Annotated in this window: 11 protein-coding genes; 6 read left to right on the top strand and 5 right to left on the bottom strand. The window is 60.0% G+C overall.

Annotated features, from left to right (window positions below; all coding sequences use genetic code 11):
- The first annotated feature begins 4 nt into the window (after positions 1-4).
- Positions 5-961, top strand: coding sequence for a P-type DNA transfer ATPase VirB11 (gene virB11 / locus J2X24_RS18835; RefSeq protein WP_342591100.1), 957 nt, complete (start codon positions 5-7; stop codon positions 959-961).
- 70 nt (positions 962-1031) lie between these two features.
- On the opposite strand, the gene J2X24_RS18830 is transcribed toward virB11, so the two are convergent.
- From J2X24_RS18830 to J2X24_RS18815, 4 genes are all read right to left on the bottom strand, one after another.
- Positions 1032-3230: a beta-glucosidase gene (locus J2X24_RS18830; RefSeq protein ID WP_209725059.1), complete on the bottom strand. Its 2199-nt coding sequence runs from the start codon at positions 3228-3230 to the stop codon at positions 1032-1034.
- 83 nt (positions 3231-3313) lie between these two features.
- Complete coding sequence (locus tag J2X24_RS18825) at positions 3314-5689, bottom strand: ABC transporter permease (RefSeq protein ID WP_209724994.1); 2376 nt, start codon at positions 5687-5689, stop codon at positions 3314-3316.
- On the bottom strand, positions 5686-6372 hold the full coding sequence (locus tag J2X24_RS18820) for an ABC transporter ATP-binding protein (RefSeq protein ID WP_209724992.1): 687 nt from the start codon (positions 6370-6372) through the stop codon (positions 5686-5688). Before J2X24_RS18820 ends, J2X24_RS18825 begins: the two co-directional genes overlap by 4 nt.
- Before the next feature lie 128 nt (positions 6373-6500).
- A complete protein-coding gene (locus J2X24_RS18815) occupies positions 6501-7328 on the bottom strand; it encodes an IclR family transcriptional regulator (protein ID WP_209724990.1) in 828 nt (275 codons plus the stop codon).
- A gap of 132 nt (positions 7329-7460) precedes the next feature.
- Here J2X24_RS18815 and J2X24_RS18810 point away from each other — a divergent pair, with 132 nt between their 5' ends.
- Both J2X24_RS18810 and J2X24_RS18805 read left to right on the top strand, forming a co-directional pair.
- Entirely contained in the window at positions 7461-8678 is a 1218-nt protein-coding gene (locus tag J2X24_RS18810) for a sigma-54-dependent transcriptional regulator (RefSeq protein ID WP_209724988.1), read from the top strand.
- A 13-nt stretch (positions 8679-8691) separates the two neighbouring features.
- Complete coding sequence (locus tag J2X24_RS18805) at positions 8692-9876, top strand: sensor histidine kinase (RefSeq protein WP_209724986.1); 1185 nt, start codon at positions 8692-8694, stop codon at positions 9874-9876.
- Here the strand turns inward: J2X24_RS18805 and J2X24_RS18800 are convergent.
- Positions 9850-10668 (bottom strand): IclR family transcriptional regulator, encoded by an 819-nt coding sequence (locus tag J2X24_RS18800; protein ID WP_209724984.1) that lies wholly within the window; start codon positions 10666-10668, stop codon positions 9850-9852. The genes J2X24_RS18805 and J2X24_RS18800 overlap by 27 nt on opposite strands.
- A gap of 791 nt (positions 10669-11459) precedes the next feature.
- Between J2X24_RS18800 and J2X24_RS18795 the strand changes: the two genes are divergently transcribed.
- The 3 genes from J2X24_RS18795 to J2X24_RS18785 all read left to right on the top strand — a co-directional run bounded on the left by J2X24_RS18795 (position 11460) and on the right by J2X24_RS18785 (position 19247).
- Positions 11460-14888 (top strand): TonB-dependent receptor, encoded by a 3429-nt coding sequence (locus J2X24_RS18795; protein ID WP_209724982.1) that lies wholly within the window; start codon positions 11460-11462, stop codon positions 14886-14888.
- Between the two features lie 188 nt (positions 14889-15076).
- Positions 15077-16567, top strand: a complete 1491-nt coding sequence (locus tag J2X24_RS18790) for a tryptophan halogenase family protein (protein ID WP_209724980.1) — start codon at positions 15077-15079, stop codon at positions 16565-16567.
- A gap of 181 nt (positions 16568-16748) precedes the next feature.
- Positions 16749-19247, top strand: a complete 2499-nt coding sequence (locus J2X24_RS18785; protein ID WP_209724978.1) for a glycoside hydrolase family 2 TIM barrel-domain containing protein — start codon at positions 16749-16751, stop codon at positions 19245-19247.
- The last annotated feature ends 13 nt before the right edge of the window (positions 19248-19260 follow it).

Genomic DNA, 19260 nt, shown 5'->3' with positions numbered 1-19260 from the left:
CCAGGTGAACACTGAATACTCCGGCGACTATCTCAGTCATTATCTCTCGCCGCTCCGGCCGCTGCTCGCCGATGTGGACACGACCGATATCTATATCAACCGGCCAGGCGAGATCTGGCGGGAGCGGCTGGGAGGCGACATTGCTTGCCTGCCCATGCCCGTACTCGACAGCGACTACCTGCAGCGCCTGGCCCGTCAGGTCGCCGTCTATTCTCACCAGGGCCTGAGCCGGGCTCATCCGCTGCTCAGCGCCAGCCTTCCGGACGGCGCGCGCATCCAGATCGTCATGCCGCCGGCGACGCAGCACCATATCGCCATGGCCATTCGCCGCCATCGGGCGGCTGTGATGCCCCTGTCCGCCTATGCGCTTGAGCCGGTACGGAGCCGTCACACCGCGCCTGCCCCGACGGGTGAGTTGGCGGCGTATCTGGCTGACGCCGTCCGGCAAAGGCGTAATATCGTTATTTCCGGTGGCACCTCGAGCGGCAAGACAACGCTGCTGAATTCATTGCTGGCTGAAATCCCGCTGTCGGAACGGTTGATCACCATCGAGGACGCGGCGGAACTGCGGCCGGGTCACGCCAATCGGGTCCAGTTGATCGCCGCCCGTGGTGGGCAGGGCGAGGCGAGCGTAACGCCGAACGACCTGCTGGAAGCGGCCCTGCGCATGCGGCCGGACCGGATACTGCTTGGGGAACTGCGCGGGGCCGAAGCCTACACTTTCCTGCGCGCCATCAATACGGGTCATCCAGGATCGATCACAACCGTCCATGCGGACAGTGCCGAAGGCGCCCTCAGGCAGCTGGCGATCATGATCCTGCAGGGGGCCTCCAACCTCGACTACGCCAATGCCTATGTGCTGGTGAAGTCGATGGTCGATATCGTAGTCCAGATAGACCGGGTGGATGGACGCCGTTGCGTCTCCGACGTCCTGAGCCTGGGCGCCAGCGTCGAATTTTAACGACCGATCGCTGGGCAGGCTTACACTCCGCGCTGGACGCACGCCCGCAGGCGTGCGCCCGGCGCCGGCCTTATTGTCCCCGGACATCCAGGGTTTGCTGGTCGAGCATCACCGTTGAAGTGGCGGTGGCCTCCGTAGCGGAGTCCTGGGTTGTCACCCGGTAGGCACCGGGTTTCACGGTCCAGGTCTTTGTGGCCGAGTTGAAGATTGCCAGCAATCGCGGATCGATCGTCATGGACAGGGACTTGCTTTCGCCTGGCCGGAGTTCGGTCCTGGCAAACGTTCCAAGACGCTTCGGGCTTTCCCAGCCGGCGCCTTCGGGCGGAGACACGTAGACCTGCGTCACCGTTGCCCCGGTGGACTTGCCAGTGTTGGTCACGGTCACCGATACCTTCACGCCCTTGCCGTCGGCCGCGGCGGTCAGGCCGGAGGTCGCAAACCGGGTATAGCTCAGGCCGTATCCGAACGGAAACAAGGGGGTAAGGCCCTTCTTGTCGAACCATTTGTAACCGACGGCGGCGCCTTCAATATCATAGTCCGTGTGCGGGTGAGGATCGTCAGCCTTGTCCAGCTTGGGATCGCCGTCGATGACGGGCCTGGGTAACTGGTCGACGCCGGCTGGGAAGGTGACGGGAAGCCTGCCGGACGGATTGACCTCGCCTACGAGAACCCGTGCAATGGCTTCGCCACCCGACGTGCCTGGATACCAGGCGGATATGACCGCTCCAACCTGGTTCAGCCACGGCATGACCACAGGACCGCCGGTTTGAAGGACCACGACCGTCTTCCGGTTCGCCTTGGCCACCGTGCGGATCAGGTCGTTTTGGCCGCCAGGCAGGTGAAGGTCAGGGGTATCCATGCCTTCCGCGGTCCACTGGGTCGCGAAGACGATGACGATATCCGCATTGCGGGCGGCCTTTGCGGCCGCCGCCGCGTCCTTGCCATCGTGATAGGAAACGATCGCCTGTGTGCGGGACGCAAGGGCTTTGAGCGGTGACGAAGGATAAAACATCGCCTTGCCAAGAGGTTCGTCAAAACGCTGGGAACCCGCGGTGAAAACCTGCGACGACCCGCCACCTGACAGGACGCCAAAATCGGCGTGTCCGCCGATCATGACGATGCGCCTGGCCTTAGCGGACAGCGGCAACAGCCCGTCATTCTTCAGCAGAACCAGGCTTTTCTCCGCCGCGGCCTGGGTCGTTTGGGCGTGGGCGGCCTGGTCGATCGACACCGATTGATCGCCGGCGACCGGAGTATCGACGACGCCGTTGGCGAACATGGCCCAAAGAACCCTGCGCGCCATGTCGTCCAGGCGCGACCGGCTGACGTGGCCGTTATTGACGGCTTCGCCCAGCGCCGCATGGAAGTAGGGGGATTTGTCGAACGCCCAGCCGGATTGCTGGTCGAGACCATTATTTGCGGCGGGGATGGTCGAATGGGTGCCGCCCCAGTCCGACATCACATAGCCCTTGAAGTTCCAGTCCTGCTTCAGGACCTGGTTGAGAAGCCAGTCGTTTTCGCACGAATAGGCGCCATTGATGCGGTTATAGGCGCACATGACCGAGCCGGGCTTCCCGATTTCGAGGGCGATCTGGAAGGCCAGCAGATCCGACTGGCGTGCGGCCTGATCGGAGATTTTCACGTCGATTGCGTTGCGATTGGTTTCCTGGGCATTGAAGGCGAAATGCTTCATCGTCGAGATGATGTGGTTGGACTGTATGCCCTTGATGGCGTTGCCGGTAATGACGCCGGCAAGCAGAGGGTCTTCGCCGCTATATTCAAAGTTTCGGCCATTGCGCGGCTCACGGATGAGATTCATTCCGCCGGCCAGTTGCACGTTGAAGCCGGACAGGCGGGCTTCGTTGCCGATCATCGCGCCGCCGGCCTGGGCCGTTGCGGGATCCCATGTCGCGGCGATCGCGAGGCCGGAGGGGAGGGCGGTGCGCAGCCGGGGCGTCTCGGTGACCTGGCTTGCCACGCCAATGCCGGCATCGGTTTCCCACTGGGCGGGTATGCCCAGGCGCGGAACGCCGGGAACATATCCGGCGGCAAAGGGCAGGGCCTCCTTGGGGAGCTGGAATCGCTTGACCTCATTGTCCATCCACGTGGCTTCAGTGGAAAAGAAGCCGAACACCAGCCGCAGTTTTTCGGGCTGGGTCATTGCCGCGACGGCGGCATCGGCACGGGCCTCAGGCGCAAGTGACGTATCGGTCCAGGGCCCTTGAGCGTGCACGACCGGTTCAGCCGCCAGACAGGGAACGCTCAGCATCAGGGCGGCAAGCGAGGACGCGCAGGCGAGCCTGCGAAGTGAAAGGATCACAGTGAAATCTCCATATTTTGAGGGGGAAGAGCTCAGTCGTCGCGCAGCGGCTGGCTTGAGCGCGCCGGAGACGAAAGGAAGACATGGGTGGTAACGGTCAGAAGGGTGATCAGCACAGTCAGGCCAGCCGCACCGGCGAACGAGACAGGGCTTAAGTCGACGCGCGCCTTGAAGGAATTAAGCCACGATGACATCAGGAGCCACGATATGATCGCCGCGGCCAGGTTGGCGACGATCAGCGGCTTTATGAACGGCTGTATGCGCAACTTGAAAATATCGGGGATGCGCGCGCCAAGGGCATTGCGGATGGCCATCTCGCGAAGCCTGACCCGTGCCAGATAGATGGACAAGCCGCTGAGACCCAGGACGTTAAGGCAGATGCCCACGGCCGAAAGCAGGCCGAATACGCGCCATTGCTGCAGCATGTCGCGGTATTGTCCCAGCAGATAGGTCGAGAAGAAGCGGCGCTCGATGGGACCAGCCCGCGGGAAGTCCCGGCGCCATTGCCGGTCGATGGCGGCAAGGGTTTGGGCCTGACCGGTCTTTGCGACCCGGACGCTCAGAGCGGTGAAAAACGTGGACTGGCCATCGAATACCATCGGGGCAATCGGCTCGCGGACGGTTGCCGTCCGCATGTCGCTGACGACACCTACGATCGACGAGGTTACGTGCTTGTCATCCGCCGCATAGGTGATCGACCGGCCAATGGCGTCTGGCGGGGTCTTGTAGCCGAAGGCGAGCGCTGCCGTCTGGTTGATGACGACTTCCCTTGGTGGGACGTTGGCCGCATAGACGTCGGACAATCCGCGCCCGGCCAATATCCGCACGCCAAAAAACCGGAAAAAGTCTGTATCCACCGACTCGCGCGTGAACTGCACGACCTGGCCCGAAGGCGTCGGGAACCAGCCCGGCCGGATGTTGCGGTAGACCGGTATAAATCTGGAATAGGCAGCCCCTTCGACACCAGGCGTTGCCAGTATATGGTTTTTGAACGCAGTATCCTGCCCCTTGCCGTCGCCGACGGTGATCATGACCACGCGGTCCGCGTCAAAGTTCAGCGCCTCGTCCATGGCGAATAGCCACTGCCGCTGCACGGTGTGGGCGCTCACTAGCAGAATGACCAGCAGGGCGAATTGGATGGTGATCCATCCCATTCGGCCCATATAGGCCCTGGTTTTACTTGTTTGACCGCCTTGAGCATACGGTCGCGAAACGATGGACAACCTCCTGGCGGCGTAAAGCGTGCCCGCGGTTCCGACAGCCGCGACGGCCGCCGCGATCGCCACCAGAAAAACGGGCGATGACCACAGGACCAGCCTGAGGCCCAGTTGTGCATTGATATATGGCAACAGGCGCTCGGCCAGGGCAAGGGCGGCAACAAGGGCCACGAGATTGGTGACGGCGGCTTCGGCCATGACCTGAAACAGCAGATGATGCCGTTGCGCCCCCAATGCTTTTCGCACGGCCATCTCGCCGCTGCGCTCTTCAATCTGTGCCGACATCAATCCGGCCACATTGGCCGTCGCCAGGATCAGGATCAGGCATGCCATGAAGGCCATGGCCATGACCGTGTCCAGATGTCCGCGCGGCTTCATTTGATTGTCAGCCTGGGGCCTGAAGTGCAGATCGGGAAGGGAGACCAGCTCGAAGGCGGGACGGTTAAATCCGCCCACCCAGTTGCGCTGAGCCAAGCTTTCGAGCGCGCTGGGGCTGAGGGCTGCACCGGGCTTCAGGCGGACATAGGTGTAGCTGCTGTCCCACAGCCAGTCGGGATTAAGGTCCAAGTTGACCAGCATGGAGTAACCGGCGCGTGAGAACACGAAGATTTCGCGCTCCAGGTGGGTGTTCGGCGGGTAGTCGGCGAGCACGGCGGTCACGGTCAGCCGGATGGAACCGTCCAGGATGAGCACCTTGCCGACCGCATCCTCCCGGCCGAAGTAGCGCCGGGCCATGGCCTGCGTCAGGACGACCGTGTCGTAAGTCCCAAGCGCCGCCTCAGGATCTCCATGGACGACCTTGAAACGAAGGACGGAAAATATATTCGGATCGGCCCAGTAGAAGTGCTCGAGCGCTTCGTGGCGATCGGATCGCAGGGGCAGTTCCGCGTCGTGCAGGCGGGCGACAGCTTCGACGGCGGAGTTTGGCCGCAGCCAGCGCGCCATTCCGGCGGGCGTCTTGTCGCTGCTGACCAGTGGCTTGCCGGGCGCGCCGTAGTCCGCCGTCAGCAGGAATATCCGCTCGGCGTCCGGCAGGAAACGGTCGTAGGTCAACTCGTCCCTGACATAAACAGCAATGATGAAGGTGGCCGCAAACGCTATCGCCAGCCCGGTAATATTGAGTAGGCTCAATCCCCAGTATCGCGTCAGCGAACCGCAGACATGCCTCAGTCCCGCCAGGCGCCGGCTCATGAGAGGCGGCGGCGCGTAAACTGTATGCGCCCATCCAGCATTTCGACCACTCGCTCCGCCTGGTCGGCCTGGCTGGGTGAGTGGGTGACGACCACCAGGGTACTGCCGTCGTGATGCAGCGCCTTGAGGATGCCGAAGATGTGCGCGGCGGTTTCGGAATCGAGGTTCCCAGTGGGTTCGTCGGCCAGGATAACCGCCGGCCGTCCGACGATGGCGCGGGCGATGGCGCATCGCTGTTGCTGGCCACCCGACAGTTGTCGCGGCAGGTGATTGGCCCGGTGCGCGATGCCGACGCGGTCCATGGCTTCCATCACGCGCTCGCGCAGGTTCCGTCTGTCGTCGCGCCGGTAAAGCAGGGCCAACTCGATATTGTCGTAAACGGTAAGACTTTCGATAAGATTGAAGCTTTGGAAGACGAAGCCGATATCGCGGGCCCGCAATTCCGCCAGCTGACCCGTCGTCCATGTATTAAGGTCCTCGCCCTCATAAACGTAGCGGCCCGATGTGGGGCGATCCAGCGTGCCCATGAGGTTGAGCAGAGTCGACTTGCCGCAGCCCGACGGCCCACAGATCGCCAGGAATTCCCCTGGTTCGATTTCAAGGGACACGTCGCGAAGCGCCTCGACCCGCCGCTCCGGCGTTTCGTAGTTGAAGTGCACATTCTGCAATCGGATCAACGGCATGATGGCGCCCTGTTCCTGGCCACGCAGTTTCAGGCAAGGTTTGTTGCAGGAATCTAGCACATCAAAAGCCAATCAATTTCTTAAAGTTGCGGAACGAGACCACCGCGGTGTTGCGGGCGCGCATCGCATCAGGCGACGAGGCTGTCGCCGCGCAAGGATTCGCTCAGAAGTTCAGCCGACATTTGAAGGGCGGCGATTGACCACCCCAGGCTGGCGCTCCCGCTTGTCTGTATGAAGGGGACGGTAAGGATCGCGACGAACAGGCCATCCTGATAGACCGGGCAAGAGAGGTCCGTAACGGCGGGCAACAGCGGATTTTCGGCCTGGGCGAATCCGCGCTCCGCCGTAGTCTCGACAGCTTGCCGGAGTGCCGACCATTCCCGCGCGTTCACCACCGGGGAGGTCTGGCCGGGCCAGCGGTTGACGTCTGCCTGGCATGCGAATGCAATGAATGCCAGGCCGGGCGCGGTATTCACCATATCGTACCGGTATCCAACCGGCACTGTGATGCAGAAGGGGGAGGGCGGCGCCTGCTGGGCGATCACCTGGATATCGCCTTCTGAAGCTATGGCGATATTGCATGACTGGGATATGTGCTCGGACAAGCCCTGCATGATCCGCCCGGCATGTTTCAGGAGCTGATGGGGCTTCGCCAGCGCTGACTGCAATTTCAGCAGCTTGCCGGTGCCTTCATACGACTTTGTGGCGTGGTTGCGAACGACATAGCCCCGGTCTTCCAGCACCGATATGGAACGATTAACCACTACGCCGGTAACATTCAATTTTTCGGAAATGGCTGCGAGCGTCGCCGGGTGTTGGCAATTGGCAAGATACTCAAGTATATCCAATCCGGTGGCCAGCGCGCGCTGCGGGCGCTTTGCGGCGAGTGCCTGATTGGCCGAAGCGGGGGCTGCCGGGCGCAGAGACCGAAGCCTTCTTGTTTTGTCGTTCTTCATGACGCGTTTTCCCTGGGTGGACGGACATAATACCGCGGATGTCCTTCCAGGCTAATGCGCAGAAAGATTTAGTTTTTTTCTCCTTTTGGAGAATCGTGGTGTCGCGATTGTCCAGACTGTCCGAATACGTACATGGCCACCCGCAAGATATTATTTGTCGACGATAACCTCGGGGTCCTCAAGACCGCCGAGCTGCTTTTGCGCAAGGCGGGCTATGACTTCCGGGCAGCGACCAGCCCGGCGGAAGCCTATAGCCTGCTCGCGGCAGAAAAAGTCGATGCCATTTTTCTGGATCTCAATTTTTCCAGGGCTCAGATGTCCGGTGAAGAAGGCTTGACCTGTCTAAGGGAGATTCGCCGCGCCGATCCTGACGCCCTTGTCATAGTGGTGACGGGCCACAGCGGCCTGACCGTGGCTGTCCAGGCGCTTCGGGCGGGGGCTCACGATTTCATTATGAAGCCCTGGAATGACGATCGGCTTATTGACGCCCTGGAAGACGGACTCAGGCATCCGAATAAGTCCAGGGTCAAGCCGGTCGAGACCGGGACGGAGTACGATACGGGCCTGATTGTCGGGGAAAGTGACGCGCTTACCCGGGTGAAGGACCTGGTCACGCGCTATGCGCCTCTCACGGCGAATATCCTTATACTCGGTGAAAACGGCAGCGGAAAAACGCTTGTGGCGCATGCCCTGCACCGCCTGTCGCGCCGGACGATGCTCAAAGTCGTGGAGGCCGCCAGGCTGGCGCCCGCGGACTTGGATGATCTGGAGGACGCAACCCTTCTGCTGGAGAATGTCGACGAACTCGACCCGGGCCTGAACGTTCACCTCACGGCCTGGCTTCAACAGGCCGGGCGGCACAACAACCGGGTCGTGGCGACCACCTGCCGTCAGCATCCGTCGACCGGCCTTCAGAAGTCTCTGTTATACGCCCTGAGTACTCTTGAAATGATGCTGCCGCCCCTGCGCGAGCGGAGCCATGACATCGAGTTGCTGGCGAGCCATTTCGCCCGGGTCTTCGCCCTGAGGCAGGGTATGGTGTTCGCCGGCTTTTCGCCGGACGCCGTTGCCGCCCTGCGGGGGAACAGCTGGCCGGACAATCTTCACGCCCTGAGGCGCACCGTTGAACGTGCCGTTGTCGCCGCTTCCGGCGCCATGGTCGTGGCGGGGGATCTCGACCTGCCGGGGATGCAATCCGCGTCCGATCTTGGCCTCAATCTCGAAGTGACCGAGAAATACGTCATTTCGGAAGCCTTGAGCCGGCACAACTTCAATATATCGAAGGCCGCGACGGAACTGGGCGTGACACGCCAGACCCTGTATCGCCGAATGGGCCGGCATGGTCTTTAAGGCGCGGTTGAGGATGCTGTCGGCGCTGGCCGGCGTGATCGCCGCGTCGGCATTTATTACTGATGCCGTTTATCATCAGTTCTGGGCGAGCGTCCTGTTTGGACTTCTTGTCCTGGCAGGCTGCGTGATCTTCCTCGTCCGCCTTGCCCCCCCCATTATCCCGGACCCGCCCTTAGCCGGGCGCCCGGTGAGTGACCGGCGTGAAGGGGGAAGCTTCCTGGCCGATCATGTTCCCATGCCTTTGTTGGAATTCCACGAGGCAAGAGGTTTGGTGGCCGTTAACCGCGCGGCGCGCATCCTGTTTCAGACCGATGATATCGTTGCCCAGCCGCCTGAAAGCCTCATGGACGTCGTTCGTGGTCGGGATCCAGGCCCTGCGCGCGCCATAAAGGTATTTGGCCGGACATACGCGGTGGGCATAAGCGAAATGACCACACCCGATGCCGTCGTGCGCTTGGTAAGTCTGACCGATATACAGTCAGAAGTCCGGGTGGCGGAGGCGACGGCGTTGCGCGACCTTTTGCGCGTGCTCAGCCACGAAATCATGAATTCGCTGACCCCAGTCGCATCCCTGGCGCGTATTGCTCATGGTTATTTGGCTGGCGAAACAACCGACGCTTCGAAGGCCGCCCGCGAGGCTCTGGATGTCCTGGCACAAAGGACCACAGGGCTTGCGCGCTTCGTGGATGTGTACCGGTCCATGGCCAGATTGCCGGAGCCGGTCCTGGGTCGGGTCGAGATGGGGTCATTCCTCGCCGACATCATTCGCGTGTTCGAGCGCAGCGTTTCCGCGTCGGAGATCGACATCGTATTGGAGTTACCGGCGGAGTGTCCGGTGCTGGAAGTCGACGAAACCCTTTTGACCCAGGCCCTGCTTAATCTGCTGAAAAACGCCGCCGAAGCGACCGAGGGGAGGGTAGCGCCGCGCCGGGTCCGGCTCTCCCTTGACCACAATCGCGAGGAAACGCGGATATTCGTGTCGGACAATGGATGTGGTGTGCCCGACGACCTGGCCGAACAAATCTTCCATGCCTTTGTTACCACCAAACCCGAGGGGTCCGGGACCGGCCTGAATCTCGCGCGCCAGATCGCCCTGGCCCACGGCGGCGACCTGCTCTTCATGGGACCGGCCGAAGGCTGGAGTTCGGCTTTCTGCCTTATTCTTTACAGTTCACCAAGAGTCCTTGGCGCCGACTAGAGGTTCGACGGCGCCAAGCGCGCTGGACAAGCTCGACGCTGCCTCACGCAGCGAGTCGGCGCATACGTCTATGCTGACGCTCAACCGGCTCTTGATGTACGGAATCGTGATTGCCGCAATAAGGCCCCGGTCCGTGAAGACAGGGCAGGAAATATCAGTAATGCTTTCGGCGTACTGGCTTTTGGCCACCAGGTAGCCCTTGGCACGGGCGCGGTCGGCCAGGTCCTCGAACGCTTCCCAATCTTGTTCCGATACGGTCGGTTGAAGCGCGGCGCGCCAGGCGTCGCGAATCTTGGGGCGCTGGAATGCATACAGCACCGTGCCGGATGCCGTCTCTACAATGCCTTGTCGAAAACCCACCCGAATGTGAAAGCTGGGTATGGCCGGCGCGTCCATCTGACCGATGACGACGGTCTGGTCGTCGGCGGAGACAACGAGATGGCAGGCCTGAAGGACATTTTCCGTCAGCGATCTCATGACCGGGACGGCGTGGTCGAGCAGGTTCTTGCTGATTCCCCGCGCCATGCCCAAGGCGAAGAGCTTGTTGGTGACTTCGTAGCCGCTCTGGTTTTCCGCTATTTCGACATAGCCCCGGTTTTCCAGGACCTGAAGCATGCGAAACAGTTCGCTCACCGATTTGTCGAGCTGCTCGGAAATCTGTTTGGGCGCCATTGGACGGGGGGACGCAGCGAGGAGTTCGATGATATCGAGCCCCTTTTCGAGTGCCGGCGCACGATAACGCAAGTCACCGGTGTCATCATCTTCAGTGGTTTCGGATCGCCGTCGGCCCATGGTGAGTCTTTGCGTCATTTTGTTTGAAAGCCGGGGTATTAAAACCTTGGCCAGGTATACTGCTTACCATCCGGATAGCCGCGCCGTCAAACAATGAACATCATATATGAAAAGCAACGGATGCGTTTTTTGTCGCGAAGAGACCAAAAAATAAGGGTGGAGGAGAAGTTTATTTTATTTGAGAAAATAAATTTTATATTTGATTTTGCGGGAAGGGTGGCTTAAATGTGTTGAGCTTCCCTGCTAACGAAGCAACAACTTACCCCTCGCCCTGGTATGTCTTCCCTGACAGTTGAGCGAGTTAGCCCTTTTGTTGTCAGACAAAAGGGCTTTCTTTTCACGTAATTCCGCGCGGCTGGGCTCGACTGTCGCCCTTTTAAATCAAATATAAAATATTATTTTATATTTGATCTTAATGCGTGCGTCGTGTAATGTGGCCTTGTAAGCGTTTATCTGGGCATAGTCCCTAGCTGTGTTCGAGCGAGCTTATCCACACCACCTTTTCTTCTCCTCGTCTCAGGTGGTGAGATCACTCCCCTTGCCCTAATTGGGCAAGGGGTTTTTTCAAAGATGAGCGCTTCCTTGCGTCTCGGCGTGTGTCTAAACCTGGCGATGGGGGCTTCCCATTTGTGACAAGGACGCAACAGACCGTTCCATTCATATATGAATTTCAAATTTATATTTGAAGTTTTTTGATTATAGCGCCATTGTCCGACAAATGGTCGGAGCCGTACTGTCCATAAGCAATAACAAAGCGGCGACGGGCGAGGATCAACGTGAGGAAACGGGAAATGAAATTATCTATGCGTAAATTAATGCTGAGCGGCACTGTGTCGGCTCTGGCCGTCATGACGATCGCTGCGTCCGCGCAGGCTCAGGACGCACCGTCCACCACTGCGGGTGCGGATGACGCGGACAACGTCGTGGTTGTTACGACGCGCCGTAAAGCGCTTCAGAGTGCAATCGAAATCAAAAAGAACTCCGACACGATCGTCGATTCGGTTGTCGCGGACGAGGCTGGCAAGCTGCCCGACAATTCGATCACCGAAGTCCTTCAGCGCGTTTCGGGTGTGTCTATCTCCCGTTTCACTGGGGCCAACGGAGGCAACACCGCGTTCCAGATCGAAGGAACGGGTGTCACCGTGCGTGGTCTTCCCTTCAATTCGAGCACGCTCAACGGCCAGCAGTTGTTCAGCGCCAACGGCGCGAGCGCCATCAGCTGGAACGAAGTCACGCCCGAGTTGATGGCCGGTGTCGATGTCTACAAAGCGTCGCGCGCTGACCTGATTGAAGGCGGGACGTCCTTGATCAATCTTCGCACCCATCTGCCCTTCGATTTCAAGACTCCGCAGCTCAACCTCACGGTTGGCGCCAGCTACGGCAGCCAGGTGAAAGAGGCTTCGCCTCGCATTTCCGCCATGTTCTCCAAGCGTTTCGACACCAACATCGGTGAGTTTGGCGTGTTGTGGGATTTGGCCTACAGCAGTCTGCACCAGCAGAGCAGCAACTTGCAGGTTGGCGCCATGTTCGGTGAGTGGGCGACGGACTCTGTCCGTGACGATCATATGGCTTTTGTTCCCAGCTCGTTCAACTGGAACAACAATATCAGTCAGCGCGAGCGGTACGGCGCCTATCAGGCCGTCCAGTGGAAGCCGACGGATAACCTGACGCTGACCAACACGGTGTTCTACTCGGAATATCACGACAATGGTTGGTCGCACAGCGGTGGCGTGGGGTCGAGTCCTTCCGCCTCGTCCGCCGTTATGCCCAAGGTCGGCAGCCCGGTCGACTATGATGCCAATGGCGCCTTCCGTAAGGGTAGCCTCACGGTCGGGTCCACCGGCAATTCGGTGGATTGGCAGAACACGACCGCGAGCGACAGTTTTATAGCGGCGAACGGCTGGTTCCCAGCCCACTACAGGATCGATTGTGGCGGCGTCTTTGGCAGTCCCGCGTCGTCGCTTCAGTGGGACTGGTCGGCCAATGGGGGTATCGATCCGAACAATCCCCCTGCGGATTGGGATGGCAAGCGTCTGGTGCAATGTGGCCCCGCGGGCACGTTTAATCCGAGCGGCGGCGCGTCGGCGTCGCACAGCAAAAGTTCCACACTCGATATTACGCAACGCTTCGTCTGGACGCCCGGAGAACGCTTGGCGGTGCGTGGCAGCTTGCAATATGTCAGTTCCCGCATGACCGGGGAAAACATGTTTGTTGGCCTCGCTCAGACCAGCCCGCTGGTGAACTCGATGGACGTCGACCTGACGGGAGAGCTGCCAGTTTTGTCTGGCCTTTCCACCGAAGGCCTTCTCGATAAGAGCAAGGCGTATCTCAGCAATTTCGGCTATCATAAACCCAATAACAAGGGAACGATGGTCGCCGCCCACTTCGATGTCCAATACCAGGTCAGCGAAGATGGCTTCCTGCGCAGCATCAGTTTTGGCGGTCGTTCCGCCACCCGCTCAGAAAAAGACGACAATGTGGGGACCTATTGGGCGCCGCTTAGCCAGTCGTGGCTGGGGGACCCATGGCCGGCGCATCCCAACGACCCGACCTATGGCGCTGGGAATATTCAATATCTGACGAACGTAAACGTGCCGTCGTCCGATTATGAAGTCGCCACCTTCCCGAACTTCTTCGGCGGCGCGGCGCCTGTTCCGGCGCAGCTTTACGTCCCCAGCCAATCGCTCATGCAGAGTTATGACTGGTACCACTTGCTCAAGACGTATAACGGCCAGCTGATCGAAGATGAAGTCACCGGGCAGATGCGGCCTCGGACCAAGGAAGAGTTTTGGCGGGATAATATCGATCAGGGACTGAACATGACCGATAGCCGCATCGCCACGAATGCCGTCTATGTCCAGGCCAAGTTCGCGCACAATGGTTTCGGATTCATTCCAGCGTTCTCGGGTAATATCGGCGTTCGTGCGTTCACAGAAACCCTGACGGCGAGCGGTCTTCTGAGTACGCCGAACGCTCAGAACCTTGCTCTGACCTTACAGGACAGCATTGATTACTACAACGCGCAGCAGGTGGTGGCAGCTGATCCGAATGCGTCGCCGGTGTTCCCGACGCTCTATTCGTTTGTTCAAGGTTATAGTACACAGACCCGGCACTACAAATACCATCGTGTTCTGCCTTCGTTCAATATCAAGTTCGACGTAACCGACAAGTTCATCATTCGCGCTGCGGCGTCGACCGCGTCGGCTCCGCCGAATCTCAACGACATCCGCGCGGGTGGTTCGATTGGCGCCAGATCAGTTTCTGCCGGAAATCCGCAGGCGCCCGGAGTTCTCACAGGTGTTTCCGTCAACGGTGGGGGCGCGGATCTGAAGCCGACCATGATCAACAGCCAGGATATCACGTTCGAATACTATCCGTCGTCGTCCAGCTTCTTCTACGTGGATCTGTTCGCCAAGCAGATCGATGATCTCCCGGTGTTCCATTCGTTCATCGCCAACAATCTTCCTATTCCGGCGCTGGCTTTTGACGGTGGTCCGCCCCCAACCGGGCAGACGGCCGTCGGGACGCCAACAACACTCGATCTTCCGTGGCTGTATCTGCAGAACAAGACGTCGGATCAGAAGGCCTATATCCAGGGCTTTGAGATCGGCGGCCGCAAGTTCTTCGATCAACTCCCTGGATGGTTCCGCGGGTTTGGCATTGATGGCAACCTGACTTACATCGACAGCAGAAACCCTGCCCAGCAGGCCAACAGCGTGTTGACGCCCCCACCGGCCAACGGTTCCCTGCCGGGCCTCAATCCGGACGGCACGGTGCCGCAGACCTACCCCGACCTTCCCTATGCGGGATTGTCGAAGTGGGCCTACAACATCCAGTTGTTGTACAGCCGCGGCAAGGTCAATTTCCGTCTGGCCTACAACTGGCGCGACAAGGCGCTGCTGTCGACCAACGTCAATCCGCTGTCCTATGCGACGAGCGGCGGCAACCCTTACATCCTCAACACCAGCCCGACCGTATTTGACGCCGCACATTCCTATCCGGTGTACAACATGGTTCCGGCCTACATGGAGGAAGCGGGTTACCTGGACCTGGGCTTTGACTACAGCGTGAGCAGCAAGGTTTCCGTTTCCTTCAACGCGAACAACCTTCTCAATACGAAGTCGAAAACAGTTCAGGAGCCTGTGCCTGGCGTTTTTGCGCCGTACGACCATAACGTCAGCGATCAGCGCTACGAGCTCACCGTACGGGCGCGCTTCTAAGGGGCCGAACGAGGAAGGGCGCTTCATCGGGAAGCGCCCTTCCTTTTTCAAATACAATTTTGCTGCCGGACCTTCCAGGTCGCATATCGTCGGCAGCTTGCGCAACTTGACCGAACTCCACCCCCGCATAAGCCTGAAAACCCATTCGCCAGACATGGCGTCGGGCGTGTTCATGGCGAGGTATGTTTATGAATAGCGTACAGCAACAGGAAATCGTCATACTGGGCGGCGGCGCGGCGGGGTGGATCGCGGCCGCACTGCTGGCCAGGAAGACGGATCGTAGTCAAACCCGCATCACTCTGGTTGAATCCGAGGAAATCGGCATCATTGGCGTCGGGGAGGCCACGGTCCCGTTGCTGGCACTCTGCAACGCTTTGCTCGGCATTGACGAATACGACTTTGTTCGCAGCACCCAGGGTACGTTCAAGCTGGGCATTGAATTTTGCGACTGGGGCGTTGCCGGAAACCGGCATTTCCATGCGTTCAGCGACTATGGTCGCCAAGTTGACGGGGTATCGACCCACCACTACTGGCTGAGATTGAGGCAATCAGGCGATGCGCATCCGATCGATGACTATTCGTTCGCCTACGCCGTCGCCAAGAACAACAATTTTGCGCCTATGGATCCGCAGAATTCGCGCTATCACTATGCCTATCATTTTGATGCCGCATTGTACGCCCGCTATCTGCGGGATGTGGCGACCCGGCTGGGTGTGCAGCGTATCGAAGGCAAGATGACGCACTTCGATCTGGATAGCGCCTCTGGCAATATTACCGCCATCCATCTTGCCAATGGTATTAAGGTTCCCGGCGACCTGTTCCTGGATTGCACGGGTTTCGCGTCCGAATTACTGGGAAAGGCGTTGGACACGCCATTTGTTGACTGGTCGCGCTGGTTGCTTTGCAACAGCGCCATGGCGGTCCCATCGAAACGTACCGGCGCGCCCATGCCGTTTACGCGATCCACCGCGCACGCCGGCGGCTGGCAATGGTCTATTCCGCTACAACATCGCAGTGGCAACGGCATGGTCTATAATTCGGATCTCTGGAGCGACGACTCGGCGCGCGACGCCTTGCTAGGCAATGTCGACGGCGAACTGCTGGCTGAACCGAGGGTGTTCCGCTTTACATCCGGGCATCGTAAGCAGTTCTGGAACCGCAATTGTATAGGGATCGGCTTCGCCTCCAGCTTTCTCGAACCGCTGGAGTCAACCGGCTTGCAGTTGATCGTCCAGGGGGTTTTGAAGTTGCTTCAATTCTTCCCCCAAGGGACCATCAACCCCGTTTTGCGCGACGAATATAACCGGATATCCACCGGCGAGATCGAGCGCATACGCGACTTCATCATTGCGCACTATTACCTCTCCCGCCGGCCCGAGCCATTGTGGGCGGCGTGCCGCGACATCGAGGTGCCTGACAGCCTTCGACACAAGCTTGAGATCTGGAACGCCAGCGGGCAAATCGCGCTGGGTGATCACGAGTCCTATATGGAGCCGAGCTGGCTCGCGATCCTGCTGGGCAACGGCGCCATTCCAGCGCGCTACGCCGTAGCGGCTGATGTCTATCCGTTGGACCAGATCCGCAAGGGTATGGAATCGCGCCGCGAAGAGATCATGCGTTCGGCGCAGGCGGTCACTTCGCATCAGGAATTCATCAATCGGTACTGCAAGGCTACCTGAGTGCAGTTTATCCGGCTCCAGAGCGAAGGGACGCGACAGCAATTGCCGCGGCGCCGTCACCTGATTACGCAGGTCGGAGGCCACACAGCCGGATTGACCTGGATGAAGACAGCCTGGTGCGTGGGCTGATAGAGCAAAGACGGCAAGGGCAGGAAGCGGTTTAGTCGCGTAGAGACGAGAAATGGATAGGATTCAGATGGGCTACCCGAGAAAACATCATGCACCGGCGTTCAGGAACGTTTCCCGTAAGTCCAGTGGTGTCTGGGCGACGCTGGTTGCCCTGGGCCTGTCCCTGGCCACGGCCAATCCCGCCGCTGCCGAGCAAAGACGGCTGACGGAAGACTGGCGCGTTCATCGCGGCGAGGCCACCGGCGCTGAACAGCCGGCATTCGACGACGGTGGCTGGCAACGCGTCTCCGTGCCCCACGACATATCCATCATGGACAAGGCCGACGGTTCAGCGCCTTTCGACGCAAAGGCGGAAGCCGGCCAGGATTCGGGCTACTTGCCGGGCGGCGTGGGCTGGTACCGGCGTCACCTCGTGCTGAACGCGGACGAGGCGGCGCGTGTTGTCCAACTGCGCTTCGAAGCCGTCTACATGGATGCGGACATCTGGCTGAACGGGCAGAAGGTGGCGTCGCACAGGTATGGCTACACAGCCTTTGCGGTTGACCTTACCGGAAAGGTCAGGGCCGGGGAGAATGTTATCGCGATCAGGGTCAATCACCCCGATCCGTCGTCACGATGGTATGCGGGCACCGGTGTCATCCGGCCGGTGACGCTCGACGTGCTCAACTGCGTACACATTGTTCCCGAAAGCGTGTTCGTGACAACGCCGGTCGCGACGAATGAGTCCGGCGTCGTGGCCGTGGATGCCGCCGCCAGCAACTGCGCCGCAAAGCCGGCCAAGGTCGAACTGGTCTCGAAGGTCATTTCGCGGACGGGCGAGACAGTGGCGCAGACCGTTCAGCAGCAAACCGTGGGCGCCAAGGCCACGACGCAATTAAAGAGCCGTCTCGACCTGGCCCAGCCAAAGCTTTGGTCGCCGGATGCGCCGAACCTCTACACGCTGGTTCAGGAATTGCGCGTCGACGGCGTGATCGTCGACGAACGCCGGACGCGTTTTGGCATGCGTACCGTCACGATCGACGCCGTCAACGGACTGCGTGTGAACGGGCAGTCCCTGGAATTGCGCGGGGGCAATATCCACCACGACAATTACATGCTGGGCGCCGCCGGTATTCCGGACGCCGACCGGCGCAAGGTCGCCGTGATGAAGGCGGCCGGCTACAACGCGATCCGTAACGCGCATAATCCGGCGAGCCAGGCGACGCTGGAAGCGGCCGATGAACTGGGTATGCTGGTGATCGACGAGGCCTTCGACAGTTGGAACAAGTCCAAGCGATCGCAGGATTACAGCCGCTTCTTTGCGGAAAATTGGGCGCAGGACATCGACAGCCTGGTCGTGAGCGGCCGCAATCACCCAAGTGTCATTTTCTGGAGCATCGGCAACGAAATTCCCGAAGACGGAACCCCCGAAGGCGTCGCCACGGCACAGAAGCTGGCCGCGCGCGTGCGCCAGATGGATCCTACCCGCCCCGTCACCCAAGGGGTGAATACCGATCCACCGAAGAGCTCATTGCAGTTCGATCAACTCGACGTCGCCGGCTATAATTACAAGGCGCAGCAGTTCGACAACGAGCACAAGAACTTTCCCAACCGGGTGCTGTACACGTCTGAATCCCTTCCGAAAGACGCCTTTTCCTACTGGCGCGCGGTCGAGACCAAGCCATGGGTCATCGGAGACTTTGTCTGGACCGCCGTCGACTATCTTGGCGAGGCGGGCATCGGATGGATGGGCTATAGTCAGGACTGGCAAAAGCTTGGGCCCTATCCCTGGAATCTGGCCTATTGCGGCGAGATCGACGCCACCGGACGCAAGCGGCCCGCGGCCTATTACCGCCAGGTCCTGTGGAAGACTGGCATCGACCCGGTATCGGCCTTTGTGCGGCAGCCGAAAGGTACCGAGGACCTGCCCGACCGGAATTATTTCCCGACAACGCCGCCGCACCTCGACTGGTCGCTTGACGACGTCCACCCCAGCTGGACGTGGCCGGGCCAGGAAGGCAAGCCGCAGGAGGTGGTGGTTTATTCGGAGTATCCGGAAGTCGAACTGTTCCTGAACGGAAAGAGCCTCGGCCGGAAGGCAGTCAGTGTTGCTACGGAGTATAAGGCAGCCTATTCCGTGGCTTACCAGGCCGGACAACTGCTGGCCGTTGGTTATCGCGATGGCAGGGAAGCGGGACGCTGGGAACTGAGGACAGCAGGCGCGCCCGCCGCGGCTAAGATCGCGGCCGATAGAATGCAACTGACGGCCAACGGGCAGGACCTGGCCTATGTGACCATTGAGCTGTTCGACGCCAATGGAACGCCGGTCTATGCGCGCGGTGACGAACGCCGCGTGAATGTCCGGGTGCTGGGCGCCGGCCGACTGGCGGGATTAGGCAACGGCGATCCGCAGGATGTCTCCAGCCTGCAGTCCGGTGAGCGCATGACATTCCACGGCCGTGCCGTGGCGGTCGTCCAGGCCGAGACGGAGGCGGGAGATGTCTCTGTCGAGATCGAAGTCGAGGGCATGCCACTCCAGCGGATTCGCCTTTCGGCGATATCGGTAAAGTAGGGCTTTTGGACTC

Origin of the sequence: Asticcacaulis solisilvae (genome assembly GCF_017875235.1) — a bacterium.
In the GTDB taxonomy this organism is placed as follows: domain Bacteria; phylum Pseudomonadota; class Alphaproteobacteria; order Caulobacterales; family Caulobacteraceae; genus Asticcacaulis; species Asticcacaulis solisilvae_A.
The sequence above is the reverse complement of the archived record's forward strand: the minus strand, read 5'-3'. Positions and strand labels throughout refer to the sequence as shown.

Bases quoted from the DNA above. Each gene is read 5' to 3' on its own strand.
- J2X24_RS18830 (WP_209725059.1), bottom strand. From the start codon at position 3,230: ATGCTGAGCGTTCCCTGTCTGGCGGCTGAACCGGTCGTGCACGCTCAA.
- J2X24_RS18825 (WP_209724994.1), bottom strand. From the start codon at position 5,689: ATGAGCCGGCGCCTGGCGGGACTGAGGCATGTCTGCGGTTCGCTGACG.
- J2X24_RS18820 (WP_209724992.1), bottom strand. From the start codon at position 6,372: ATGCCGTTGATCCGATTGCAGAATGTGCACTTCAACTACGAAACGCCG.
- J2X24_RS18815 (WP_209724990.1), bottom strand. From the start codon at position 7,328: ATGAAGAACGACAAAACAAGAAGGCTTCGGTCTCTGCGCCCGGCAGCC.
- J2X24_RS18810 (WP_209724988.1), top strand. From the start codon at position 7,461: ATGGCCACCCGCAAGATATTATTTGTCGACGATAACCTCGGGGTCCTC.
- J2X24_RS18805 (WP_209724986.1), top strand. From the start codon at position 8,692: ATGCTGTCGGCGCTGGCCGGCGTGATCGCCGCGTCGGCATTTATTACT.
- J2X24_RS18800 (WP_209724984.1), bottom strand. From the start codon at position 10,668: ATGGGCCGACGGCGATCCGAAACCACTGAAGATGATGACACCGGTGAC.
- J2X24_RS18795 (WP_209724982.1), top strand. From the start codon at position 11,460: ATGAAATTATCTATGCGTAAATTAATGCTGAGCGGCACTGTGTCGGCT.
- J2X24_RS18790 (WP_209724980.1), top strand. From the start codon at position 15,077: ATGAATAGCGTACAGCAACAGGAAATCGTCATACTGGGCGGCGGCGCG.
- J2X24_RS18785 (WP_209724978.1), top strand. From the start codon at position 16,749: ATGGATAGGATTCAGATGGGCTACCCGAGAAAACATCATGCACCGGCG.